Consider the following 22,498-nt stretch of genomic DNA (forward strand, 5'->3'; position numbering starts at 1 on the left):
GCGGCATGCGCGACATCCTCCCCGCCGACAAGGCCCGCCGTGAGCGCGTGCTCTCCGTCATCCGCGAGCGCTACCGCGCGCATGGATTCGACGAGATCGAGACGCCCGTCGTCGAGGACTACGACCGCCTGCACGCCGGCATCGGCGGCGACAACGAGAAGCTGTCGTACAACATCCTGCGCCGCGGCCTCGATGCCGACGCGATCCGCGCTGCCGCCGACGACCCGGCCGCCCTCTCGGACCTCGGCCTACGCTACGACCTGACCGTGCCGCTCGCGCGCTTCTACGCCAGCAACCGCGGCCAGCTGCCCACGGTGTTCCGCTCGATCCAGATCGGTCCGGTCTGGCGCGCCGAACGCCCGCAGAAGGGGCGCTACCGCCAGTTCGTGCAGTGCGACATCGACATCATGGGAGATGACTCGTCGCGCGCCGAGGCCGAGCTGATGGTCGCCTCGCTCGACGCGGTCGACGCGCTCGGTCTCGACGGTGCGACCGTGCGGATCAACGACCGTCGGGTGCTGGACTGGATGCTGGACAGTTTCGGGTTCACCGCCGAGGAGCGCCCCGGGGTGCTCATCACGATCGACAAGCTCGACAAGATCGGGCCCGAGGGCGTGGCGGCCGAGCTGCGTGAGCGCAGCGCCTCCACCGCAGCCGCCGACGCGTTCGATGCGTTCCTGCGTCGTCCGCAGACCACGGAGTACAACCCGTTCGGCGAACGGCAGATCCGCAAGGCGCTCCCCGATGGTGCCCCGACCGAACTGGTCGAGCACCTCGTCGGAATCGGCGAGGCGGTCGCCGCGGGGCGGGGGCAGTCCGACATCCCCCTGGTCTTCGATCCGTTCCTCGTGCGCGGCATGGGGTACTACACCGGCACGATCTTCGAGCTCGCGCACCCCTCGGTCGGCTACTCGCTCGGCGGTGGCGGTCGCTATGACGGCATGATCGGCCGCTTCCTCGGACAGCAGGTTCCCGCCGTGGGCTTCTCGCTCGGCTTCGAACGCCTCGTCGACCTGATCGCCGACGAGGCCGATGCCACCGCACAGGCCGTCGTGCTCATCCACGATGCCGACGTTCCGGTGCACGAGCTCGTCCGGCACAAGGCGGCGCTGATCGCAGGGGGCGCGAGGGTGCGGCTCGAGCGACGCACCAAGAACGTCAAGGCGCTGCTCGAGCGTTCGGCGGCCGACGGCTACACCGCCTTCGCGACCGTCTCCGCCGGCACCGGCGAGCTGGAGCTCAAGCCGCTGTCCTGACCGGTCCGGTCCGGTCCGCCGCGCCGGGACATCTGTCGGGCGGATGCACGGATGTCGGGGGAATCGCCGTGGCTCTGCCCGACATCCGCACGAAGTCCCGACAGGTGCACCCGGAATGACGGGGCGTCCTTGCTCCCGTTTACGCCGCGTTCACGATGTCGGGGTGGAATCGGGGCGTGAGTCGCGTTCGGAACCCCGTCGTCGTGCCGCCTGTCCTGGTCGGGGTGGCACTCGTCGCGCTCCTGGTCGGCCTCCGTCTCGTGCTCCGGCAGCAGGCGGCGCTCGCACGACGCCGGATCGGGAAGCCGCTGGGCGAGGAAGCGCTCGATGCGGATCGCCTCTGGCGTCGAGGTCTCGACGGAGAGCCCCTCGAACTGCTCGTACTCGGCGACTCGATCGCCGCAGGCCTCGGGGCCGAGCACCGCAAGGAGACCCTCGGCGGGCGGCTGGCGAAGGCGACGGGACGCCGGATGCATCGGCCGGTGCGGCTGCGCACGGTGGCCGTCGTCGGCTCGGAGTCGCCCGATCTCCCCGGCCAGCTCGATGCCCTGCCCACGGATTACCGTCCGCACGTGGCCGTGATCGTCGTCGGAGGGAACGACGTGACGCACCGGTTGCCCGTGGCGCTGTCCGCACAGCACCTGCACGACACGATCCGCCGGCTGCGTGAGAGAGGGGCCGAGGTCGTCGTGGGCACCTGCCCCGACCTCGGTGCGCTGCGCGCGGTGCCGCAACCTCTCCGCCGCCTCGCCTCCAGCCTGTCCCGCCGTCTCGCCGAGATCCAGGACGAGACGGCACAGCGGGCGGGCGCAGGCGCTCCTGCAGCACCTTCGCGACGACGCTACCCTCGCGGTCGATGATGACGGTCTCCACGCACGAGAGCACCTTGGCTCCGCCACATGCACGCTCTTTCGAGCACGGCGAATACTACGAAGGGCCGCATGATGACGAACTGGCAGAGTCGGCAGCTGTGCCATCCAGTGGATGCCCGTCGGTGTATGTATCGCTCGATGACATCGGGGTGCTGATGGACAATCACAACCTGATCGCCACCAATATCGACGACAATCTGCCGGTCTTGCGTGACATCGCGAAGCTGGTGAAACAGTGATCCGGCGATGGCTTGCGGGAACAGTCGCCTTCCTGGTCGCTGTCGCGCTGGTCGGTTGCACAGCTCCCGAGAAAGAGGTTCCGATGGATCAGAAGAGCCTCACCTGGGAGGAAGCGAAGACCGCGACCCAGGCAACAGAACTCGAGATCGCGGATCTCGTTCCGGCCGAGTACGTCGTGAGCATTGTTCAGAAGCCGACTGGCACGTTGTTCTCGTGCGATGACGGGCAACACACCTGGTATGGCTCGACGGCGATCGCGCTGACGCCCGATGCCGATGCGGAGCAGATCGTCAGAACACTTGAATCGCACTTTCGGGAGGATGAGCGCTTCGACGTGCGAAACCGTCGCGACGTCGTCGACGAGTATGAGATTCAACTGATGTCGCCTGATACCGCCGAAACCTACGTCATTGGCCCAGATGGCGCGGCGGCGCTCCTGATCAGCTCGGGGTCACCGTGCTTCACCTTGCCAGATGACGTTTACCCCGGAGGGAAATTCTGAGGCCTGACGCTGGTGAACGCATCGGAACCGCGCCGTGGCGGACTGCAGCCATCTTTCTGCTGTGTGTGACGGTGTTGTCAGGGTGCACGCCCGCAGCCGAAGAGCCGAGCGAGGAGAGCAGCGTGACATGGGAAGAGGTCAAGACTGATGCGCAGGCAATTGAGATGGAGATCGCATCGCTGATTCCGGCGGAGGCAGTGGTGGACATTGTTCAAAAGCCGGAGGGAACGTTGTTGTCTTGCGATGAGACGCAGCACAACTGGAATGGTTCGACCACCGTCACGCTAACGCCCTCTTCAAACGCCGAACGTATCGTCAAGGACCTTGAGACTCGCTTGGAGGACGATGATCGATTCGAGTCGAGGAATTGGATTGATCCCACAGGCGCGTACAACGTGCAACATCGCGTCGGGTTCGGTCTGCTTCACGTTGCCGGAGGGTGTCTATCCGGGCGGCACGTTCTGACGACCGCCCCGCCTACACCTCCACGGCCCTCGATCAACTACGCGAGGCGGTGACCCGCTTCTTCTCCCGGATGTAGACCTCGCGGCCTACCTTCGCGACGACGTCGCCCTCCCTGTCGGTGATGACCGTCTCGAACCACTCGAGCACCTTGGCTCCGCCGCGTGCGCGCTCACGGATCTCCTCGGCCTTCTCCTTCGACACCTCGAACTCGGCAGTGAGCACGCCACGGCCGGGCTTGAGGAACTCGATCTCGCCGCGGGTGTCCCACACGACGTGATCGCGTCCGAGCTGGTGCATCACCAGCATGAAGAAGTACGGGTCGGTCATCGCCGACATCGACCCACCGAACGCGGTCTTGACGTAGTTGCGGGTGAAGACGTTCACGTGGAGTTCGACCGTGGCATGGGTCCAATCCTCACTGAAGCGGCGGATGCGGATGCCGCTGAAGAGGTTGGGGATCCACAGGCTCATGCCGATCGCGAGACGGCGGGGAGTGATGCGCATCACGCCAGTGTGGAGGAACGAGCAGAGAGCGACAAAGACGTCTGGAGGGTTGTCACAGTTGTTATAGTTCGCATAGAATAAGTAGCGATTCCACGAGAGGAGGATCGGATGCTCATCCGTGTCGATCCCGACAGCTCCCGCGCGCTGTACGACCAGGTCGCGGCCTCCATCCGCTCCGACATCCTCACCGGGGTCCTCGCTCCGGGCGATCGCCTTCCCGCGGCACGCGATGTCGCCGAAGCGCTCGACATCAACCAGCACACCGTGCTGCACGCCTACCAGCGACTGCGTGACGAGGGCCTGGTCGATCTGCGTCGCGGCAGGGGAGCGGTGATCGCGGCCTCGGCCGCGCCGCTCGCAGAACTCGCCAACGACATCGACGATCTGGTGCGCCGTGCCGCGGCACTCGGCGTCTCCGCCGACACGCTCGCCGGCATCGTCCATGCGCACCGTGACGCCCGCACCGGCATGGACCCGATCGAGAACCACGAGGAGGATTCGCCATGACCCATCGTGACGCCACCCACGACCTCACCCGTACCCCGCCGCAACTGCTGCGACGCGCACGAGTGGCCTTCTTCCTCGTCGCGGTGATCGTGCCGACCGTGATCACCGCCGTCGCCGTCGTGATCCTCCTCACCTGGTTGCCCACGCTGCCGGCTCAGGTCGCGACCCATTGGGGCCCTAGCGGTGCCGACGGATTCGGGGCGCCGTACACGTACCTCTGGCTCCTCATCGCGCTCGGGCTCGGGCTGCCGGTGCTGATGGCGGTCGCGACGCTCGCTTCCGCCGGTGCGCACTGGGGCGGCACTGCCCGCCTGATGGGCGCGCTCGCCGCGGGCATGGCCGCGCTGGCGGCGATACTGAGTCTCGGATCCCTCGCGCTCCAGCGCGACCTCACCGATGTCTCCGACGTGCGGGGCATCGGCGAGACCTTCGCACTGGCCTTCGCCGGACTCGTGGCTGTCGGCGGCATCGCCTGGGCCGTGCAGCCCCGCGTCCGCCCCGAACGGGGGCGCACGCTGGAGCCACGGTATGCCGTGAACGTGGCGGAGGGAGAACGCGTCGTGTGGGTCGCCACGACGACCATGCCACGCGGCGCGCTCGCGTTCCTGTTCTTCGTGCTCCTCGGCCTGGTCGCGCTCGGTGCGTTCATGCTCGGCACCGGTGTCGAGGGTGGCTGGATCGTCGCCGTGGTGGTGCTCGTCGTGGGCCTCGCGCTGGCGGCGACAGCCTCCTTCCGCGTCAAGGTCACGCCGGAGGGCTTCTCGGCGCGGGCCCTGCTGAGGTGGCCGCGCATCCGCATCCCGCTCGACGAGATCGAGTCTGTGCGCGCCGTCGAGATCTCGCCGTTCGCCGAGTTCGGCGGCTGGGGGTGGCGCATCAGCGTCGACGGACGGTCCGGCATCGTCATGCGGCGCGGTTCGGCGATCGAGGTCTCCCGCCGTGACAGACGGCCGTTCATCGTGACGATCGACGGCGCGGAAGAAGCCGCGGCGCTGCTGCAGGCCTATGTCGACCGCTCACGAACACCCGGCACCTCCTCGACCGACTCCGGAAAGGCGACCTCATGAACCATCAGGCCCTGCACACGCGCCGCGTGCCGTGGACCGCGGTGATCGCCTTCGTGGCGGTCTCCTTCGCCCTCGCCTGGCTGGTGGCGTTGCCGTTGTGGCTGGGCGACGGTCTCGCTGAGCCGATCTCGGTCCTCCTGCTGCCGGTGATGATGTTCACACCCGCGGTGGCAGCCCTCGTCGTGACGTTCGTGATGCGCGTCCCCGCGCGCGGCCAGCGTGCACGGTTCCTCGGACTGTGGCCGATGCGGCCGGCGAAGCGGGTGATCTGGCTCATGGTCGCCGGCTGGCTCGTTCCGCCGCTGCTGGTGGGTCTGGGTATCCTGCTTTCCGCCGCGCTCGGCTTCGTGCAGCTCGATCTGACGTTCGCGGCGTTCGCCGCCGAACTCGAGAAGGCCGTCCCGGCTGGCATGCCGCTGCCTCCTGTCCAGGTCATCGTGTTCGCACAGCTCGCGATGATCCCCGTCGGCGGGCTGTTCAACAGCCTCTTCGCTTTCGGCGAGGAGCTCGGCTGGCGCGGCTGGCTGCTTCCGGCGCTGCGCCCGCTCGGCACCTGGCCGGCCCTGATCCTCAGCGGGGTGATCTGGGGTGCATGGCACAGCCCGGTCATCCTTCTCGGCTACAACTTCGGGCGCACCGACCTCACCGGCGTGCTGCTCATGATCGGCGGATGCGTGGCCTGGGGCATTCTGCTCGGTTGGCTGCGCCTGCGTTCGGCATCCGTGTGGCCGGCGGTCATCGCGCACGGCTCGCTGAACGCCGCGGCGGGGCTCGTCCTCATCATCGCCGCGACGCAGCCCGACATGGCCCTGGCCGGACCGCTCGGTGTGGCGACCTGGATCGTCCTCGCCCTCCTCACGGTCGTGCTGGTGCTGACCGGGCAGTTCCGCGCTCAGCCCGAGCTCGCCGATGCTCCGGGGCGCCTGCTCTCCGCACCGCGGTCTTGACGGACGGCAGCGGCCGGGGGTTGGCTGAGGCCATGGAATCCACCCCCACCGCCTGGTCCGAAGCCGACGCCTTCCTCTCCGATCTGCTGGTCGGACCCGATGCGGATCTGGAGTCGGCGCTCAGCGCGCAGCGCGAGGCGGGCCTGCCCGAGATCGAGGTGGCTCCTGTCGCCGGCAAGCTGCTGAACCTCCTCGTCCGCATCAGCGGAGCGCGGCGGGTGCTGGAGGTCGGCACGCTCGGCGGCTATTCCACGATCTGGCTCGCGCGGGCCGTCGGCCCCGGAGGGCGCGTCGTGACGATCGAGGCGGAGTCGGACAACGCGGCGATCGCCCGCGCCAGCATCGATGCCGCGGGCGTCGGTGATCGTGTCGACATCCGCGTGGGTAGGGGAGTGGACGTGCTCCCCACCCTGGTCGGCGGGTTCGACCTGGTGTTCATCGACGCCGACAAGGAGTCGAACACGATCTACCTCGATTGGGCGGCGAAGCTCGGCCACCCCGGCACCGTGGTCGTGCTCGACAACATCGGGCGTGAGGGCGAGATCGTCCGCGATGACAGCACCGACCCCAAGGTCGTCGGCACCCGTGAGGGACTGCGGATGCTGGGGGAGGACCCGCGATTCGACGCCACGGCCCTGCAGACCGTCGGCGCGAAGGGCTGGGACGGCTTCGCCATCGCCGTGGTCGTCTGATATCGACGGCGTCGGGAGCGTGCGCGCGAACCTGTCGGTCGGGTCCCTGACCCTGTCGGAGGGCCGGGCTAGACTGAGCGCGGATCGACGACGCTCCACACAACGTTTTCCCCCTGAGCAAGGAGCACATCAGTGGCACTGATCGAGGCTGTAGGCGCACGCGAGATTCTCGACTCGCGCGGAAACCCGACCGTTGAGGTGGAGGTCCTCCTCGACGACGGCATCGTGCAGCGGGCGGCCGTGCCGTCTGGCGCATCCACGGGCGCGTTCGAGGCGTACGAGCTCCGCGACGGAGACAAGAGCCGTTACGGCGGCAAGGGCGTGCTCAAGGCCGTCGAGGCCATCATCGACGAGCTCGGACCGGCGATCGAAGGTGTCGAGGCGAGCGAGCAGCGCATCGTCGACGAGATCCTGATCGAGGTCGACGGCACCGAGAACAAGAAGCGCGTCGGAGCCAACGCCATCCTCGGCGTCAGCCTCGCCGTCGCGAAGGCAGCGGCCGACTCGGCCGACCTCCCGCTCTTCCGCTACCTGGGCGGCCCGAACGCGCACGTGCTGCCCGTTCCGCTGTTCAACGTCATCAACGGTGGCGAGCACGCCGACAACGGCATCGACATGCAGGAGTTCTTCCTCGCCCCGATCGGTGCGGAGACCTACTCCGAGGCGCTCCGCTGGGGAGTCGAGACCTACCACGTGCTGCGTGCAGAGCTGAAGGCCGCGGGCTACGCGACCGGCCTCGGCGACGAGGGCGGCTTCGCTCCCGACCTGCCCAGCAACCGCGAGGGACTGGACTTCCTGGTGAAGGCGATCGAGAAGGCCGGCTTCACGCCCGGCACCGACATCGCGCTCGGCCTCGACGTCGCCGCGACCGAGTTCTTCAAGGACGGCGTCTACCGTCTCGACAACAAGGACTGGGACGCCGCGGCGCTCACCGAGTACTACGTCGGACTCGTCAACGACTTCCCGATCGTCACGATCGAAGATGCTCTCGCCGAAGACGACTGGGACAACTGGAAGCACCTCACCGACGCACTCGGCAGCAAGGTGCAGCTGGTCGGCGACGACCTGTTCGTCACCAACCCGCAGCGTCTCGCCGACGGCATCAAGCGCGGCGTCGCGAACTCGCTGCTCGTCAAGGTCAACCAGATCGGCACGCTCACCGAGACGTTCGACGCGGTCAGCCTCGCTCAGCGCTCCGGTTACACGGCGATGCTCTCGCACCGTTCGGGAGAGACCGAAGACACCACGATCGCCGACCTGGTCGTCGCGACCAACGCCGGACAGATCAAGGCGGGTGCTCCTGCTCGCAGCGAGCGCGTCGCGAAGTACAACCAGCTGCTGCGCATCGAGGAAGAGCTCGGCGACGCCGCGGTCTTCGCCGGCCGTTCCGCGTTCCCGCGCTACCAGGCCTGAGCGCACCGATACACCGAAGAAGCCGCCGTCTCGGCGGTGAACACCGCCGCTGAAGCGGCACGACGAAGGAGGAGCCGTGGCACGACGACCGGCTCCTCCTTCGGCGTCTCCGGGGCCGCAGACGCCGCGACCCGCCGGCACGATGAAGTCGAGGAAGACGGCCACGCCCGCCGCATCGTCGTCCGCACCGCGCTCATCGAGCAGGAGCCGTGGTGAGGCGTCTCGCGTCGACGTCCGCGAGTGGGCGTCCGGCATCCGCCTCTCGGCCTTCTCCGTCATCATGCTCTCGCTGGTGGTGCTGGGCGCCTGGGTGCTCGTGCCCACGCTCGGAACCTTCATCGATCAGCGTCAGAAGATCGCAGCCCTCGAAGCGTCGGTGAAGGTGAGCGAAGATCAGATCGCCTCCCTCGTCGCCGAACGTGAGCGCTGGAACGACCCCGTGTACATCACGACCCAGGCCCGCGAGCGCCTCTACTACGTCAAGCCCGGAGAGGTCGTGTATCTGATCGACAACGACCTCGATCCCGCAGCACTTCCGCGGGAGCAGGAGCCCGTGAGCGACACGATCGTCGAGAAGCCGACGGACTGGATGCCGCAGTTGCTGCGCACCATCGTCTCGACCGGCCTCAGCGATACGGCCGCCGTCGCTCCCTGACCGTCCCGTCGAGCAACTTCCCCGGCGGCTCCCCTACGCTGGTGAGGTGACCACGCCGCCGTTTCCTGCACCCACGCCCGCCGAGCTCGCCGTCGTATCGGCCCAGCTCGGTCGTTCCGCCCGAGGTGTGGTGGGCATCGCGGCCCGTTGCGCGTGCGGCAACCCGACGGTGGTCGCCACCACACCGCGTCTGCCGGACGGTACGCCGTTCCCGACGTTCTACTACCTGACCCACCCCGCGGCGACGGCGGCGATGTCGACGCTCGAGGCGACCCAGGTGATGCCGGAGCTCGCGGCCCTTCTCGTCGACGACGAGGCAGTGGCGTCGGCGTATCTCGCAGCCCACGAGGCCTACCTCGCTGACCGGAGGCAGTTCGGCGAGGTCTCCGAGATCGACGGCATCTCCGCCGGGGGAATGCCCACGCGCGTCAAATGCCTGCATGCTCTGGCCGGGCATGCCCTGGCCGCAGGCCCGGGAGTCAACCCGATCGGCGACGCCGCACTCGCTCGATCCTCCTGGTCGCCTTCGGTCTGCCGTTGTGAAGACCCTGGCGCCGCCCTGCGCGATGAGGCGGCTTCCGCGGTATGACCGCACGCCGGACGCTGCGCAGCGCTGCCGCCATCGTGGTGGTGGCGGCGACGGTGCTGCTCCTCGGCGTCGCACCGACTCCGGCCCCGATCCCCGACGACCCTGCCGACCCGGTGCGGGCTTCGGAGTACTGGCTCGACGGGGCGCGGATCCGTGAGGCCTGGCAGACCACTCGTGGCAAGGGCGTCACCATCGCGGTGATCGACACCGGCATCGGCAAGGTGCCCTCGGTCTTCGGCGACGCTGTGGTGGGTGGCACCGATGTCTCGGGGTCAGGCACTCCGGACGGGCGCACGCCCCTGGGCGCCGTCGATGGCAATCACGGTTCCTGGGTGGCTTCGCTGGCTGCCGGTCGCGGTGCGCCCGACGGCACCGGCATGATCGGTGTGGCGCCGGAGGCCAACCTGCTCTCGATCTCGGTGGGGTTCAGCGCGGCCGCCGCCGTTCCGTTCACGGAGCAGGTGGCGAAGGGCATGCGCTGGGCCGTCGACAACGGTGCCGACATCATCAACCTCTCGTTCACGACGAACACGCTCGATTGGGACAAGAGCTGGGACGACGCGTTCCTGTATGCCTTCGAGCATGACGTGGTGGTCGTGGTCGCCGCCGGCAATAGGGGGAGTGGGACGAACATCATCGGCGCCCCGGCGACCATTCCCGGTGTGCTCACGGTCGGTGGCGTCGACCAGACCGGCATGGCGAGCATCGAGGCGTCGACCCAGGGCATCACGATCGGGATCTCCGCGCCCAGCGAGGGGCTCATCGGCGTCTCCGCAGACGGCACGGTCGTGCCGTGGCGCGGAACCAGTGGTGCGGCGCCCATCGTCGCGGGAGTCGCAGCGCTGATCCGCTCGGCGCACCCCGACATCAAGGCGATCGACGTCATCAACCGCATCATCAAGACCGCGATCCCCGTCCCTGATGCGGTCAAACCCCAGGATCCCCTCTACGGATACGGGCTGGTGGATGCCGCAGCGGCGATTTCCGCGAACCTCCCTGCGGTGAGCGAGAACCCCATGGGAGACCTCGCCGAGTGGATCCGCGTGTTCCGTCGCGCGGAGACGGAGCCGCAGCCGGTTCCGACGGTGACACCCGTCGCCGTCCCGCCTCTCCCCGCGCCCGATGCGCCCACCGAAGCCGGTTCACCGTTGCTTCCCAGCGCGGATTCATTGCGCTACGGTACCCTGCCGCTCATTGCGCTCACGGTCCCTGGTATCCTGGTAGCGCTTGGCGTCACCGCAGCTGCCCGGCGCATCCGATCGGCGCGCATTTCCGTACGCCACACCCCCGACTCCGAGGAGTAGTTCTTCTGTGCCTCAGAACAGCACTGTGCCCAAGATCCTGATCGTCGGCGGAGGGTACGCGGGTTTCTACACCGCGTGGAAGCTCGAGAAGCACCTGCGCAAGGGTGAGGCCGACGTCACCATGGTCGACCCGCTACCGTACATGACGTACCAGCCGTTCCTCCCCGAGGTCGCCGCCGGCTCGATCGAGGCCAGGCACTCGCTGGTCGCGCACCGCCGTCACCTCAAGCGCACCAACGTCCTCACCGCCAAGGTGACGAACATCAACCACGCACAGAAGGTCGCGACGATCACGCCGCCCGTCGGCGAGCCGTACGAGTTCGCGTACGACCAGATCGTCGTCACGGCCGGTGCCGTCTCGCGCACCTTCCCGATCCCCGGGATCGCCGACAACGCGATCGGACTGAAGACGATCGAAGAGGCCGTCGCGATCCGCGACAAGGTCATGTCGAGCTTCGACAAGGCCGCCTCGCTTCCCGCCGGTCCCGAGCGCGACCGTCTGCTGACCGTCGTCGTCGTCGGTGGTGGCTTCGCGGGTATCGAGGTGTTCGCCGAGCTGCGTTCCCTGACGTCCGCGCTGGTGGGCAAGTACCCGCAGATCAGCTTCGAAGACACCCACTTCCACCTCATCGAGGCGATGGGCCGCATCATGCCCGAGGTCTCGCTGCAGACCAGCGAGTGGGTGCTCAAGGACCTCGCCAAGCGCGGCGCCAACGTGCACCTCGACACGCAGCTGACGAGCGCGGTCGACGGCAACGTCGAGCTCTCCACCGGCGAGGTGATCCCGACCGACGTCATCGTGTGGACCGCAGGTGTCATGGCCAACCCGACCGTCGTGCGCGGCGGCGACCTGCCCGTCGAGGAGCGCGGTCGCATCCAGACCCGCGCCGACCTGCGCGTCGGAACCCCCGAGGCCTTCGTCGAGGGCGCGTGGGCAGCCGGAGACGTGTCCGCTGTCCCCGACCTCTCGGGCGGTGGCGTCGGCGGCTTCTGCGTGCCGAACGCCCAGCACGCGGTTCGCCAGGCGAAGCTGCTCGCGAAGAACCTCGTCGCCGTGCTGCGTGGGGAGAACCCCAAGGAGTACCTCCACAAGAACCTGGGCGCTGTCGCAGGGCTCGGCTTGTACAACGGTGTCTTCCAGTCCGGCAAGATCGCTCTCAAGGGCTTCGTGGCCTGGGTCGCGCACCGCGGCTACCACGGTCTCGCGATGCCGACGTGGGAGCGCAAGTTCCGTGTCATCTCGGGCTGGTGGAACAACCTGTGGCTCGGCCGCGACCTGGTGAACCTCGAGACCGTGCAGAACCCGCGTTACGTCTTCGAGGAGTTCGCCGCCCGCCCGCGTCCGGCCGCTCCCGCCGCTCCCGTGGCGGACGCTGCCCCGGCGGCATCGGCCGAGGCATCGGAGAAGCCCGCTGCGAAGAAGCCGGCTGCGAAGAAGCCCGCGGTGAAGAAGCCTGCCGCGAAGAAGCCTGTCGCCGAGAAGGCTCCCGAGCCGGCCGAGGCTGCAGCCAAGTAACAGACCTTCGAGTACGACGATCGGCCCTGTGCGCTCTGCGCCGGGGCCGATCGTCGTCTCTGCGGAGCGTCTCCGAGGCGGTGCACAGGTACAGCCGGTATCGTCGCGCAGGCAAGGGGAGTACTCCCGAATGCGGCGACGTCGTCATTACGAGCACGAGATCGTGCTCCGGCCCGCCGGCCCGTGAGGGTGGAGGAGACCTTGGCACCCGCATCGCGGGCTGCTGAGAGACCCTGCCGTCGTCCTGACGTGGTGGATCCTGGGCGGTCCGCACCACGAAAGGGACCACCCATGGGAAAGCTCTCCCGACTGATCGGCATGGCATCCGAGGCGCTCGAGAAGAACGCCGGTTCGGCGCGCAACGGTCACACGGCTGACGGATCACGCGCGCAGGACGGGTCCCGGTCGACGGATTGGGGCGGCATGCTCCGTGGCGCCGTCGACGCCGTTCGAGGGCAGGGCGACCCGGAGCGGCAGCCGAGCCAGAACCGTCCGGTGGCGGCCGACCCGTACACGCCGCCCGCCGCGTCCCGCGAGCGGCCCCGCTCCACGAGCTCCGCACCGTCTGCCGCCGACCCCTACGCACCGCCGGTGCCCGGAGCCTCTCGGGCCTCGCAGGCCATGACCGATGCGGACCGTGCGGCCATCGCCCGCTACGACTACCTGCTGCAGACGGCGGATCCGCAGCGCGTCGAGCAGATCCACCGCGAGGCGTTCGCGCGCCTGGCCCCTGAGCAGCGCTCGCTCGTCGAAGCCCGCATGCGACAGGAGCTCGAGCCGGGCGAGCGTCCGCGGTCGTCGTCGCCGGATGACCTCGCTCGCGCCGCCGGACGTGCCGAGGCCATGAACCCGGGGCGGATGCGCGGTCTGCTGTCGCGCGTGCGCGGTGCGGGTGTCGGCGGTGCTGCGGTCGTCGCTGGTGGCGCGGCGGTCGGACTGCTCGGTGCGGTGGCCGGGGGCGCGGTGCTCAGCACGGTGGCGGGTCCTCTTCTGGAGCAGGCCGCGAACATCGGCGTCGACTTCGGCGCGTTGGCAGAGGGCATCGATGTCGAGTCCCTCGCCGCCGGTATCGACGTCGAGTCCTTCGCCGGGGGTGCGGGCGATCTGATGGGCTCCGCGGGCGAGACGGTGTCGGGGCTGGGAGAGGCGGCGAGCGGCTGGGGCGAGCAGCTCGGCAACCTCGGCATCCCCGGTATCGGCGACATCTTCGGGCGCTGACCGCAGATGGCTCTCGCTGCTGCTGCCGATCACGGCTTCACCGGGCTCACCGGATTCGCGGCCGATGTCCTCACTGCGCTGGGAGACATCGGCGTGGGCGTGCTGGTCTTCCTCGAGGTCCTGGTGCCGCCGATCCCGAGCGAGGTGATCCTTCCCTTCGCGGGGTACCTGAGCCAGAGCGGCTCTCTGAACCTGGGGTGGCTGATCTTCTGGAGCACGCTCGCGTCCTGGCTGGGTGCGCTGCTGCTGTACGGGCTCGGCGCCGCCATCGGGATGGATCGCGCGGTGCGGATGCTCGCGACCACCAAGCTGGTGAGCCGCTCCGATCTCGAACGCGGATCGGAGTGGTTCGTGCGCAGCGGCGGCTGGACCGTGCTGGTGGGACGGATGGTACCCGGCGTGCGCAGCCTGATCTCGATTCCGGCCGGGGCCTCCCGCATGAACCTCGTGACGTTCAGCATCTACACCATCATCGGCAGCGGGCTCTGGAATGCTCTTCTCCTCGGAGTCGGAGCGGCGCTGGGCACGCAGCACGAGAAGCTGGAGCAGTACCTCGGCTACCTCGACTACGCCGTGTACTCGGCCATCGCGATCGCACTGGTCGTTCTCGTCGTGCGTCGCATTCGCGAGGCTTCGGGCGAGCGGAAGACGGTCGCGCCGGCGGAGGACTGAGCGAGGATGTGCCCCCGCTGGGACTCGAACCCAGACTGAAGCGATTTTAAGTCGCCTGCCTCTGCCATTGGGCTACGGGGGCCTCCTCGCCAGCCTATCTGCGTGCCCGGATGCGACGCGGTGCCTTCGGGGGTGATCCGCAGTCCGGGGAGGCCTTAGTGTGGGGGAGTGCTCGACCTCATCGACGAACTGAGCCCCGCCCACGGCGCGCCTGCGGTCGCCCCCGAATGGGAGGACCCGGCCCGCTACTGGCCGCGCCTGTCCGCCGCGACGGGGCATCTTCCCGCGCCGGTGGCGGTGATCGACAGGGAGGCGCTCCGCTACAACGCGATGGACCTTCTGGTGCGGGCGGGCGGGCTGCCGATCCGGGTCGCCTCGAAATCGGTACGGGTGCGGTCCGTGCTCGATGCCGTGCTGAAGCTCCCGGGGTTCCGCGGCATCCTCGCCTTCACGCTCGAGGAGGCGCTGTGGCTCGCCGAGACCCATGACGACATCATGCTCGGGTATCCCACCGTCGATCGCGCGGGTCTGGCACGGCTCTTCGCCGACGAGCAGGCTGCTCAGCGCATCACGCTGATGATCGACGACCTCGTGCACCTCGACCTGATCGACAGCGTCGCAGGACCCGGTTCGCGTCCGGAGATCCGTGTCGCGATCGACGTCGATGCCTCCTGGCGCTCCTCACTCCTCGGCCACATCGGCGTGCGCCGTTCGGCGCTGTTCAACGCGGGAGAGGTCGCCGCCTTCGCTCGCAAGGTCGTCGCCCGCCCGGGATTCCGGCTCGTCGGACTGCAGATGTACGACGCGCAGATCGCGGGACAGGGGGACGATGCCGGCCCCGATGCCCCGCTGATCCGGATGGTGCAGTCGCGCTCACGGAACGAGCTGCGCGAGCGCCGGGCGGCCATCGTCGCCGCGGTCGGAGAGATCACGTCGCTGGAGATCCTCAACGGCGGAGGAACGGGGTCGCTCGAGTTCACCGGAAGCGATGAGTCGCTCAGTGAGGCGAGCGCAGGAAGCGGGCTCCTCGGCGGCCATCTGTTCGACGGGTATCGTTCGTTCCGCCCCGCTCCGGCGTCCGCATTCGCGTTCGACGTGGTGCGGCGCCCGGCCGTCGATATCGCCACGGTGCTCGGCGGAGGATGGATCGCCTCCGGCCCCGCGGTGGCCTCGCGTCAACCGCGTCCCGTCTGGCCACAAGGGCTCCACACCCTCTCCCGTGAAGCTGCCGGTGAGGTGCAGACGCCCCTGCAGGGCCCGGCGGCGACATCGCTGGGCGTGGGCGACCGAGTCTGGTTCCGGCATGCCAAGAGCGGCGAGCCGGCCGAGCGCATCGAGAGCTATCACCTGGTCTCGGGCGACGAGATCATCGATGAGCTGCCGACCTACCGCGGCGAGGGAAAGGCCTTCCTGTGACGAGAATCGGCGGCACCTGGCAGAACTGGGCTCGCTCGGCCTCGGTGCGACCCGTACGCGTGGAGCGTCCGCGCAGCCCCGAGGGCGTGCAGCGGGCGGTGGTCGCCGCGGTGAAGCAGGGTCTTCCGGTGAAGGCCGTCGGCGCCGGCCACAGCTTCACGGGCATCGCGGTCGCCCCGGGCGTCCTGCTCGAGCTCGACGACCTGCAGGGACTCGTCTCGGCGGACGCCGCGACGGGACGCGTGACCCTGCTCGCCGGCACCCGGCTGCACCGTATCCCCGGACTTCTCGCCCCGTATGGACTCGCGATGGAGAACCTGGGCGACATCGATCGTCAGTCGATCGCCGGCGCGATCTCGACCGGAACCCACGGCACCGGTGCCGAGTACGGTGGCCTCGCGACCCAGGTCGTCGGCGTCACCATGGTCACGGCCGCCGGCGAGTTCCTCCGCATCGACCAGGAGCACGAGAGCGAGCTGCTGCCCGCTGCGGCTCTCGGACTCGGCGCCCTCGGCATCATCGTCGAGGTGACCCTGCAGTGCGTGCCGGCGTACGTCATGCACGCGATCGACGAGCCGGTACCCCTGGAGGAGGTGCTCGCCACCCTCGAAGAGCGCGTCGCCGCATCCGACCACTTCGAGTTCTATTGGTTCCCTCACACGGATATCGCGCTGACCAAGCGCCAGACGCGGCTGCCGGAGGCGACGGTGCGCAAGCCGCTCCCGGTGGTCGGGCGGTGGATCGATGAGACGCTGCTCTCGAACGGGGTGTATCGCGTGGCGTGCGCTGCGGGTCAGGTCATTCCGGCGATCACTCCGTCCTTCAGTCGGCTCGCGGTCAGGCTCACCGGAGATCGCGAGTACACCGAACTCTCGCATCGGGTGCTCATCCAGAGCAGGACCGTGCGATTCCGGGAGATGGAGTACGCGATCCCCGTCGAGAACGTCGTGCCGGCCTTCGAAGCGGTGCAGGCGCTGATCGCGCGGCGCGGATGGACGATCGAGTTCCCGATCGAGGTGCGCTTCGCCGCGTCCGACGACCGCTGGCTGTCGACGGCTCACGGACGCGCGAGCGCGTACATCGCCGTGCACCGCTACTGGCGGGCCGACCCCACGGAGTACTTCGGCGCCGTGGAGGAGATCATGCACGAGTTCGGCGGGCGCCCGCACTGGGGCAAGCTCCACACGCTCACGGCGCAGACCCTCCGGGAGCGATACCCGCGCTTCGACGACTTCGTCGCGTTGCGCGATCGCCTCGACCCGGAGCGTCGTTTCGGCAACCGCTACCTCGAGCGGGTCCTCGGCAGCTGATAGGGACGCAGGGACGCCCGCGCGCGCCCAGTCCACGTGCAGACTGCGCGTCTAGGATGAGAGAAACACGAGGAAGGGTGGGGCTCTGATGGAATGGCTCGTGCCGGTACTGATCGTTGTCGGAGTGATCCTGCTCGTCGGCATCTATCTGTGGGCCACGTACAACTCGCTGGTGCAGCTGAACGTCCGCGTCGATGAGGCGTGGAGCGGCATCACGGTGCAGTTGAAGCGACGAGCCGACCTCATTCCGAACCTCATCGAGACGGTGAAGGGCTACGCCTCCCACGAGAAGGCCGTCTTCGAGAACGTCACGCGGGCGCGTGCCGAGACCCTGTCAGCCGGAGGGCCGGGCGAGGCGGGCATCGCCGAGGGGCACCTGCAGCAGGCGTTGCGGAGCCTCTTCGCGGTCGCCGAGGCCTACCCGCAGTTGCAGGCGAGCACGAACTTCCTCCAGGTGCAGCAGGCACTGGTCGACACCGAGGACAAGGTCCAGGCGGCGCGCCGCTTCTACAACGGCGGCGTGCGCGAGCTGAACACCAAGATCAAGGTCTTCCCCAACAACCTGTTCGCCAAGGGACTGGGTTTCTCCGAGCGGGAGTTCTTCGAGGTCGCCGACAGCAGCGCGATCTCCGAACCGCCGCGCGTGCAGTTCTGACGCCGGTCGTTCACCACACCGACAGGAGGAGTCCGTCGGCGGTGAACGCCAGGTCGCCGCGCACGCTCCAGGAGTCCGTCCGATAGGTGGCCGTGCGGGCCTCGCCGTTCTGGGCGGTCCCGGTGATGGTGGCCACGAGCACTCCACCCTCTGCGGTGAAACCGGCGGGAGTCAACGCGATGACCGGTGCTGTGTCGATCCGATAGCGGATGGCATCCACCTCGCGGAACTCGGTCCCCCAGGGGATCCGTATGCCGCATCCGTCGGGGACTTCTGTGCCCCCAGCGGTGCAGGTCTCGAGGAGCGTGTCGAGCTGGGCCTGCGCGACCGCCGTCGCCTCCGGCCGCAGCATGACGTCGAGCGTCGTCGTGGTCTTCACCCCTGGCAGCACCAGCGCCGCGCTCCCGCCCTCGAACAGTGCCTCCGGTGCGGCCGCGAGGGCGTAGGTCGCGGGGAGCAGCAGTGCAGCCGTCTCCGCCGGAACGGTCGCATCGCCGATCGCGACATCCGACCCGATCGTCGTTTCCACGGTCAGTGTGCCGAGTCCCGTCGCATCGACGCTCCAGCGGCCGTCGATGATGCCGAGTGTCAGCTGCGCGGTGTGCGTCTTGCCGTCGAGCCGGAAGGAGATCGCGACGACGGCCGAAGTGTCGTCGTCTTCGCGTCGGACGGTTGTGACCTCGGAGTCCTCGATGAACGCGGTGGCGGCGGCGAAGGCGACCAGTGCGGTGTCCGACACGTCGATCCCGGTGGCCGCCACGGCGTCGGCGTCACCGGACTCGAGCGCCTGGACATAGGCGAGCGCCGCTTCTTCCGGCGTGGAGGAGCGGTTCGTCGACGACCAGAGCCAGAGCCCCGCGGCGACGACGACGAGACCGGCGACGCCGCCGAGCAGCCACCACCGGGCCCTGCTCACACCGGACTCTCTCGCGCGTGCACGTGACGACGCACGGAGGGACCGGTGCCTGCTCCGGCCACCAGCGCCCCATGCAGCGCTTCGGTGGCGTCACCCCACCTCGACACCGAGACATGCTCCAGTCCCTGCCACGCCGCTGCGAGTCGGAGCTCGGCAGCGATCTGCTCGGCATCGCCGGGGTGAGCCTGTGGTTCCCACCAGGCGGATTGCACCTGCAGCGTCGATGTCGCGCGGTCGGACTTGAGATCGACGCGCGCGACGATGCGGTCGCCCACGAGGACCGGCAAGGAGTAGTAGCCGAACCGCCGCTTCTCTGCCGGTACGTAGATCTCGATGCGGTAGTCGAGGTCGAACGCGCGGAGTGCGCGATCCCGAAACCACACCACCGGGTCGAACGGCGTCAGAATCGCCGCCGCGTCGACCTTGCGGGGCAGCACCGCATCCCGATGCCGCCAGGCGGCGAGTGGACGCCCGCCGCGTTCCCAGCCGCGCACCTGTACGGGCTCCAGCTCGCCGGCGTCGACGAGCTCTGTGATCGAGCGCGCGACGGCGGCCCGGTCGCGGATCCGGTAGTAGTCGGCCAGGTCGGACTGCGTCGCGACGCCGCTCGATCGGGCCGCGCGACGGGTCAGCTCACGGATGGCATCGGCGCGGGAGACCTCTTGCGAACGGATGTCGTCAGGGATGACGTGCTCGGCCAGCGCATAGGTGCGCTCGAACCCGCGGCGCCCGCTGATGGCGACATCGCCGGTTCGCCACAGGTGTTCGAGGGCTAGCTTGACGTCGTCCCAGTCCCACCAGGTGCCGCGTTCTCTGGGAGCATCGGCACGGAGATCGGCGGGACGCAAGGGCCCGCGCACACGCAGCTCGTCCTGGACCCACTGCAGCGTTCGCGCGTTGCTCGACATCCAGGACTCTTCGCCCGCCCAGCGTCGGCGGAAGTCGTCCATGCGAAAACGCCACAGCGGCCAGTCCTCGATCGGGATGAAGGTCGCCTCGTGAGCGAGGTATTCCACGTAATGGGTCGTGCGCGAGAGGAAGACACGGTCGAGCAGGGCCGGCTCGTAGGAGCCCAGCCGAGAGAACAACGGCAGGTAATGGGATCGTGCGAACACGTTCACGGAGTCGATCTGCAGCACACCGAGACGATCCATCACCCGGTGCACGTGGCGCCCCGCGACCGATGCGGGCCGCGCGCGGGTGAAGCCCTGCGCGGCCAGAGCGATGCGGCGTGCCTGGGTCGGAGTGAGGGTGTCGGTCACACGGTCAGGGTATCGCCGAGCGCCGACATGCACCCTCCAGGGAAAGATGCGTTCGAGGGCATACGGCGTGACCGTAGACTTGGGCGATGAGTGAGGACCAGCGACCCCGACTGAGAGATCTGTTCCGTCCGCGCCCGGTCTCCACCGAGCGCACCGTGTCGACCGAGGCCGATGAGGCGGTACCGCTGCCGCTGCGCATCACGGCGGGCTATGCCTGGCGGCTGCTGCTGATCGCGGCGGCGATCGGCGTCTTCATCTGGCTCGTGATGCTGCTCAAGCTCCTCGTCATCCCCTTGATGGTCGGCATCCTCATCGCCGCGCTGCTGTGGCCGGCCTTCTCGTGGATGCTGCGGCGTGGTCTCCCGCGCTGGCTGGCGATCGCCATCTCGCTCATCGGGACGGCCGCCATCGTCACCGGGCTGATGTGGCTCGTCGTCTGGCAGGTGCGTGCTCAGCTGCCCGACGTGCAGCAGCGTTCGACCGAGGCCTTCGATCAGTTCCAGGTCTGGTTGCACGAGGGTCCTCTGAGCCTCTCCGACACGCAGATCGCGAACTACCTGCAGCAGGGGCTCGACTTCCTCAACGAGCAGGCGCAGGTGCTGTGGACCGGCGCCCTGGCGATCGGGACCACCGTCGGCCACGTCGCCACGGGCGCCGTGCTGTCGTTGTTCATCCTGATCTGTCTCCTCGCCGACGGCGCCGGCATCTGGCGTTGGACCCTCCGGATCTTCCCGCGCATGGCTCAGCCGGCCGTCGACGGAGCGGCACGCAACGGCTGGACCACGATCGTGAACTACGCGCGCACGCAGCTGTTCGTCGCGACGATCGACGCGATCGGCATCGGACTCGGGGCGTTCCTGTTGCAGGTGCCCCTTGCGCTCCCGGTCGCCGTCCTGGTGTTCCTCGGCTCGTTCATCCCGATCGTGGGTGCGGTCGTGACCGGCGCCGTCGCCGTGTTCCTGGCGCTGGTGTACAACGGCCCCTGGATCGCGCTCTGGATGCTGCTGGTCGTGCTGGCCGTCCAGCAGATCGAAGGACACATCCTGCAGCCGATCATGATGGGTTCGGCGGTCAAGGTGCATCCGCTCGCCGTCGTCCTCGTGGTGGCGGGTGGAGCGATGATCGCCGGCATCCCCGGCGCACTGTTCGCGGTGCCGTTGGCGGCGTTCATCAACGTCGCAGCCGTGACCATCAGCTCGGGATCCTGGCGCACCGGCGTCGGGCCGAGCGGAGACCTTATCTGGAGCACAGTACCGCGCGAGCGGAGACGGAGGAATCGATGAGCGCAGTCCCCAGCCTGACCGAGTTCGAGCACGCTGCTCAGAGTCTGGCTGAGGTGATCTCGCACACGCCGACGCTGCCGTCGCGAGCGCTCTCCGACATCCTCGGCGCCCCGGTGCTGCTGAAGATGGAGAACCTCCAGCGCACGGGATCCTTCAAGATCCGCGGTGCGGCCTACCGGCTGTCGAAGCTGAGCGCCGAAGAGCGCTCGCGTGGCGTGGTCGCGGCCTCAGCCGGAAACCACGCGCAGGGAGTGGCGCTGGCGGCGCAGGCGCTTGGCATCCCGGCGACGATCTTCATGCCTCTGGGCGTTCCGGTGCCGAAGCTGCTCGCCACCCGCGGCTACGGAGCGGAAGTCGTGTTGGAGGGGGAGACGGTGGCGACCTCGCTGCGTCTCGCCGCTGAGTTCTCCGAGCGCACGGGTGCGGTGCTGATCCATCCGTTCGATCACCGCGACATCGTGATCGGGCAGGGAACGCTCGGACTCGAACTCCTCGAGGATGCGCCCGACGTCGACACCGTCGTGCTCGGCATCGGCGGGGGAGGTCTGATCGCCGGCGTCGCGGCAGCCGTGAAGGCACGCGCCGCCGAGCTCGGCCGCACGGTCCGCATCATCGGCGTGCAGGCCGAGAACGCCGCCGCCGTTCCGCCGTCGCTCGAGGCCGGCGAGCCCGTCGACATCGTCACCCGACCGACCATCGCCGACGGCATCCTGGTCGCTCGTCCCGGTGCCGTCCCGTTCGACATCATCAAGGACCTCGTCGACGAGGTCGTCACGGTCTCCGACGACGACCTGGCACGGGCCATCCTCATCCTGCTGGAGCAGGCGAAGGTCGTGGTCGAGCCCGCCGGTGCCGCCGGTGTGGCGGCGATCCTGGCAGGCAAGGTGACGGGCAGCGGAACCACCATGGCCGTGTTGTCTGGTGGGAACATCGATCCGCTCCTGCTGCAGCGCGTGGTCTCGCACGGACTCGCCGCTTCGGGTCGCTATCTCACGATCCGCATCCCTCTGCCCGACCGCCCCGGTCAGCTGGCCCGCGTCTCCGAGCTCATCGCCGAGGCCGGCGCGAACGTGATCGAGGCCATGCACACGCGCCACGGTCACGGTCTGCAGATCAGCGACGTCATCCTCGAGCTCAGCGTCGAGACGCGCGGTCCCGAGCACTCCGAGCACACGCTCGACACCCTGCGTCGCGCCGGCTTCGAACCCATCCTCGTCCCCGATTGAGCACGACTGCG

At 68.6% G+C, this 22,498-nt stretch carries 24 protein-coding genes and 1 tRNA gene; 21 read left to right on the plus strand and 4 right to left on the minus strand.

Features of this window, described 5'->3' with window-relative positions:
- The first annotated feature begins 5 nt into the window (after positions 1 to 5).
- The 5 genes from hisS (at position 6) to KY497_RS08670 (ending at position 3,388) form a co-directional block, all read left to right on the plus strand.
- Positions 6 to 1,256 carry a histidine--tRNA ligase gene (gene hisS, locus KY497_RS08650; RefSeq protein WP_219870322.1) on the plus strand — a complete coding sequence of 417 codons (1,251 nt, stop codon included), beginning with the start codon at positions 6 to 8 and terminating at the stop codon, positions 1,254 to 1,256.
- A 176-nt stretch (positions 1,257 to 1,432) separates the two neighbouring features.
- Positions 1,433 to 2,116, plus strand: coding sequence for an SGNH/GDSL hydrolase family protein (locus KY497_RS08655; RefSeq protein ID WP_258185621.1), 684 nt, complete (start codon positions 1,433 to 1,435; stop codon positions 2,114 to 2,116).
- Positions 2,113 to 2,367: a hypothetical protein gene (locus KY497_RS08660; protein WP_219868867.1), complete on the plus strand. Its 255-nt coding sequence runs from the start codon at positions 2,113 to 2,115 to the stop codon at positions 2,365 to 2,367. The genes KY497_RS08655 and KY497_RS08660 overlap by 4 nt, the downstream gene beginning before the upstream one ends.
- Positions 2,368 to 2,450: 83 nt before the next feature.
- On the plus strand, positions 2,451 to 2,870 hold the full coding sequence (locus tag KY497_RS08665; protein WP_055864640.1) for a hypothetical protein: 420 nt from the start codon (positions 2,451 to 2,453) through the stop codon (positions 2,868 to 2,870).
- 122 nt (positions 2,871 to 2,992) lie between these two features.
- Positions 2,993 to 3,388: a hypothetical protein gene (locus KY497_RS08670; protein ID WP_141386715.1), complete on the plus strand. Its 396-nt coding sequence runs from the start codon at positions 2,993 to 2,995 to the stop codon at positions 3,386 to 3,388.
- Here the strand turns inward: KY497_RS08670 and KY497_RS08675 are convergent.
- A complete protein-coding gene (locus tag KY497_RS08675; protein WP_219868868.1) occupies positions 3,369 to 3,839 on the minus strand; it encodes a PaaI family thioesterase in 471 nt (156 codons plus the stop codon). The two genes, KY497_RS08670 and KY497_RS08675, sit on opposite strands and share 20 nt — an antisense overlap.
- A gap of 108 nt (positions 3,840 to 3,947) precedes the next feature.
- On the opposite strand from KY497_RS08675, the gene KY497_RS08680 reads away from it, so the two are divergent.
- The 11 genes from KY497_RS08680 to KY497_RS08730 all read left to right on the plus strand — a co-directional run bounded on the left by KY497_RS08680 (position 3,948) and on the right by KY497_RS08730 (position 14,419).
- Entirely contained in the window at positions 3,948 to 4,346 is a 399-nt protein-coding gene (locus tag KY497_RS08680; protein WP_055864631.1) for a GntR family transcriptional regulator, read from the plus strand.
- Positions 4,343 to 5,413: a DUF1648 domain-containing protein gene (locus KY497_RS08685; RefSeq protein WP_219868869.1), complete on the plus strand. Its 1,071-nt coding sequence runs from the start codon at positions 4,343 to 4,345 to the stop codon at positions 5,411 to 5,413. Before KY497_RS08680 ends, KY497_RS08685 begins: the two co-directional genes overlap by 4 nt.
- Positions 5,410 to 6,360: a CPBP family intramembrane glutamic endopeptidase gene (locus tag KY497_RS08690; RefSeq protein WP_219868870.1), complete on the plus strand. Its 951-nt coding sequence runs from the start codon at positions 5,410 to 5,412 to the stop codon at positions 6,358 to 6,360. Before KY497_RS08685 ends, KY497_RS08690 begins: the two co-directional genes overlap by 4 nt.
- 32 nt (positions 6,361 to 6,392) lie before the next feature.
- Positions 6,393 to 7,052 carry an O-methyltransferase gene (locus tag KY497_RS08695; protein ID WP_141386712.1) on the plus strand — a complete coding sequence of 220 codons (660 nt, stop codon included), beginning with the start codon at positions 6,393 to 6,395 and terminating at the stop codon, positions 7,050 to 7,052.
- Positions 7,053 to 7,184: 132 nt separating this feature from the next.
- Entirely contained in the window at positions 7,185 to 8,465 is a 1,281-nt protein-coding gene (gene eno, locus KY497_RS08700) for a phosphopyruvate hydratase (RefSeq protein ID WP_055864618.1), read from the plus strand.
- A gap of 76 nt (positions 8,466 to 8,541) precedes the next feature.
- On the plus strand, positions 8,542 to 9,120 hold the full coding sequence (locus tag KY497_RS08705; RefSeq protein ID WP_174799565.1) for a septum formation initiator family protein: 579 nt from the start codon (positions 8,542 to 8,544) through the stop codon (positions 9,118 to 9,120).
- 46 nt (positions 9,121 to 9,166) lie between these two features.
- Complete coding sequence (locus KY497_RS08710) at positions 9,167 to 9,709, plus strand: DUF501 domain-containing protein (RefSeq protein ID WP_055864616.1); 543 nt, start codon at positions 9,167 to 9,169, stop codon at positions 9,707 to 9,709.
- Positions 9,706 to 11,013 (plus strand): S8 family serine peptidase, encoded by a 1,308-nt coding sequence (locus KY497_RS08715; protein WP_055873442.1) that lies wholly within the window; start codon positions 9,706 to 9,708, stop codon positions 11,011 to 11,013. The genes KY497_RS08710 and KY497_RS08715 overlap by 4 nt, the downstream gene beginning before the upstream one ends.
- A 25-nt stretch (positions 11,014 to 11,038) precedes the next feature.
- Entirely contained in the window at positions 11,039 to 12,529 is a 1,491-nt protein-coding gene (locus tag KY497_RS08720; RefSeq protein ID WP_219870323.1) for an NAD(P)/FAD-dependent oxidoreductase, read from the plus strand.
- 291 nt (positions 12,530 to 12,820) lie between these two features.
- The gene (locus KY497_RS08725) at positions 12,821 to 13,747 is read left to right on the plus strand and encodes a cation-transporting ATPase (RefSeq protein ID WP_219868871.1); all 927 of its coding nucleotides are present in this window, start codon (positions 12,821 to 12,823) and stop codon (positions 13,745 to 13,747) included.
- Positions 13,748 to 13,753: 6 nt separating this feature from the next.
- Positions 13,754 to 14,419: a DedA family protein gene (locus KY497_RS08730; RefSeq protein WP_219868872.1), complete on the plus strand. Its 666-nt coding sequence runs from the start codon at positions 13,754 to 13,756 to the stop codon at positions 14,417 to 14,419.
- A gap of 9 nt (positions 14,420 to 14,428) precedes the next feature.
- On the opposite strand, the gene KY497_RS08735 is transcribed toward KY497_RS08730, so the two are convergent.
- Positions 14,429 to 14,501 (minus strand) — tRNA-Leu (locus KY497_RS08735).
- 86 nt (positions 14,502 to 14,587) lie between these two features.
- Here KY497_RS08735 and KY497_RS08740 point away from each other — a divergent pair.
- From KY497_RS08740 to KY497_RS08750, 3 genes are all read left to right on the plus strand, one after another.
- Complete coding sequence (locus KY497_RS08740; RefSeq protein WP_141386708.1) at positions 14,588 to 15,835, plus strand: alanine racemase; 1,248 nt, start codon at positions 14,588 to 14,590, stop codon at positions 15,833 to 15,835.
- The gene (locus KY497_RS08745; RefSeq protein WP_141386707.1) at positions 15,832 to 17,145 is read left to right on the plus strand and encodes a D-arabinono-1,4-lactone oxidase; all 1,314 of its coding nucleotides are present in this window, start codon (positions 15,832 to 15,834) and stop codon (positions 17,143 to 17,145) included. The genes KY497_RS08740 and KY497_RS08745 overlap by 4 nt, the downstream gene beginning before the upstream one ends.
- A gap of 88 nt (positions 17,146 to 17,233) precedes the next feature.
- A complete protein-coding gene (locus KY497_RS08750) occupies positions 17,234 to 17,800 on the plus strand; it encodes a LemA family protein (RefSeq protein WP_017828718.1) in 567 nt (188 codons plus the stop codon).
- A 10-nt stretch (positions 17,801 to 17,810) separates the two neighbouring features.
- Here the strand turns inward: KY497_RS08750 and KY497_RS08755 are convergent, their stop codons facing one another.
- A complete protein-coding gene (locus KY497_RS08755; RefSeq protein ID WP_219868873.1) occupies positions 17,811 to 18,716 on the minus strand; it encodes a hypothetical protein in 906 nt (301 codons plus the stop codon).
- A complete protein-coding gene (locus tag KY497_RS08760; RefSeq protein WP_141386705.1) occupies positions 18,713 to 19,978 on the minus strand; it encodes a winged helix-turn-helix domain-containing protein in 1,266 nt (421 codons plus the stop codon). The genes KY497_RS08755 and KY497_RS08760 overlap by 4 nt, the downstream gene beginning before the upstream one ends.
- Positions 19,979 to 20,064: 86 nt before the next feature.
- Between KY497_RS08760 and KY497_RS08765 the strand changes: the two genes are divergently transcribed.
- Together KY497_RS08765 and ilvA are read left to right on the plus strand one after the other, a co-directional pair.
- Positions 20,065 to 21,261, plus strand: coding sequence for an AI-2E family transporter (locus tag KY497_RS08765; protein WP_219868874.1), 1,197 nt, complete (start codon positions 20,065 to 20,067; stop codon positions 21,259 to 21,261).
- The gene (gene ilvA / locus KY497_RS08770) at positions 21,258 to 22,487 is read left to right on the plus strand and encodes a threonine ammonia-lyase (RefSeq protein ID WP_017828714.1); all 1,230 of its coding nucleotides are present in this window, start codon (positions 21,258 to 21,260) and stop codon (positions 22,485 to 22,487) included. Before KY497_RS08765 ends, ilvA begins: the two co-directional genes overlap by 4 nt.
- The last annotated feature ends 11 nt before the right edge of the window (positions 22,488 to 22,498 follow it).

This window comes from Microbacterium sp. PAMC22086, assembly GCF_019443525.1.
Lineage (GTDB): Bacteria > Actinomycetota > Actinomycetes > Actinomycetales > Microbacteriaceae > Microbacterium > Microbacterium maritypicum.

Excerpts from the sequence above, each read along its gene's own strand:
- KY497_RS08725 (WP_219868871.1), top strand. The coding sequence starts at position 12,821 with ATGGGAAAGCTCTCCCGACTGATCGGCATGGCATCCGAGGCGCTCGAG.
- ilvA (WP_017828714.1), top strand. The coding sequence starts at position 21,258 with ATGAGCGCAGTCCCCAGCCTGACCGAGTTCGAGCACGCTGCTCAGAGT.
- KY497_RS08675 (WP_219868868.1), bottom strand. The coding sequence starts at position 3,839 with ATGCGCATCACTCCCCGCCGTCTCGCGATCGGCATGAGCCTGTGGATC.
- KY497_RS08680 (WP_055864631.1), top strand. The coding sequence starts at position 3,948 with ATGCTCATCCGTGTCGATCCCGACAGCTCCCGCGCGCTGTACGACCAG.
- KY497_RS08695 (WP_141386712.1), top strand. The coding sequence starts at position 6,393 with ATGGAATCCACCCCCACCGCCTGGTCCGAAGCCGACGCCTTCCTCTCC.
- KY497_RS08690 (WP_219868870.1), top strand. The coding sequence starts at position 5,410 with ATGAACCATCAGGCCCTGCACACGCGCCGCGTGCCGTGGACCGCGGTG.
- KY497_RS08660 (WP_219868867.1), top strand. The coding sequence starts at position 2,113 with ATGATGACGGTCTCCACGCACGAGAGCACCTTGGCTCCGCCACATGCA.
- KY497_RS08765 (WP_219868874.1), top strand. The coding sequence starts at position 20,065 with ATGAGTGAGGACCAGCGACCCCGACTGAGAGATCTGTTCCGTCCGCGC.
- hisS (WP_219870322.1), top strand. The coding sequence starts at position 6 with ATGCGCGACATCCTCCCCGCCGACAAGGCCCGCCGTGAGCGCGTGCTC.
- KY497_RS08665 (WP_055864640.1), top strand. The coding sequence starts at position 2,451 with ATGGATCAGAAGAGCCTCACCTGGGAGGAAGCGAAGACCGCGACCCAG.
- KY497_RS08750 (WP_017828718.1), top strand. The coding sequence starts at position 17,234 with ATGGAATGGCTCGTGCCGGTACTGATCGTTGTCGGAGTGATCCTGCTC.
- KY497_RS08730 (WP_219868872.1), top strand. The coding sequence starts at position 13,754 with ATGGCTCTCGCTGCTGCTGCCGATCACGGCTTCACCGGGCTCACCGGA.
- KY497_RS08715 (WP_055873442.1), top strand. The coding sequence starts at position 9,706 with ATGACCGCACGCCGGACGCTGCGCAGCGCTGCCGCCATCGTGGTGGTG.
- KY497_RS08685 (WP_219868869.1), top strand. The coding sequence starts at position 4,343 with ATGACCCATCGTGACGCCACCCACGACCTCACCCGTACCCCGCCGCAA.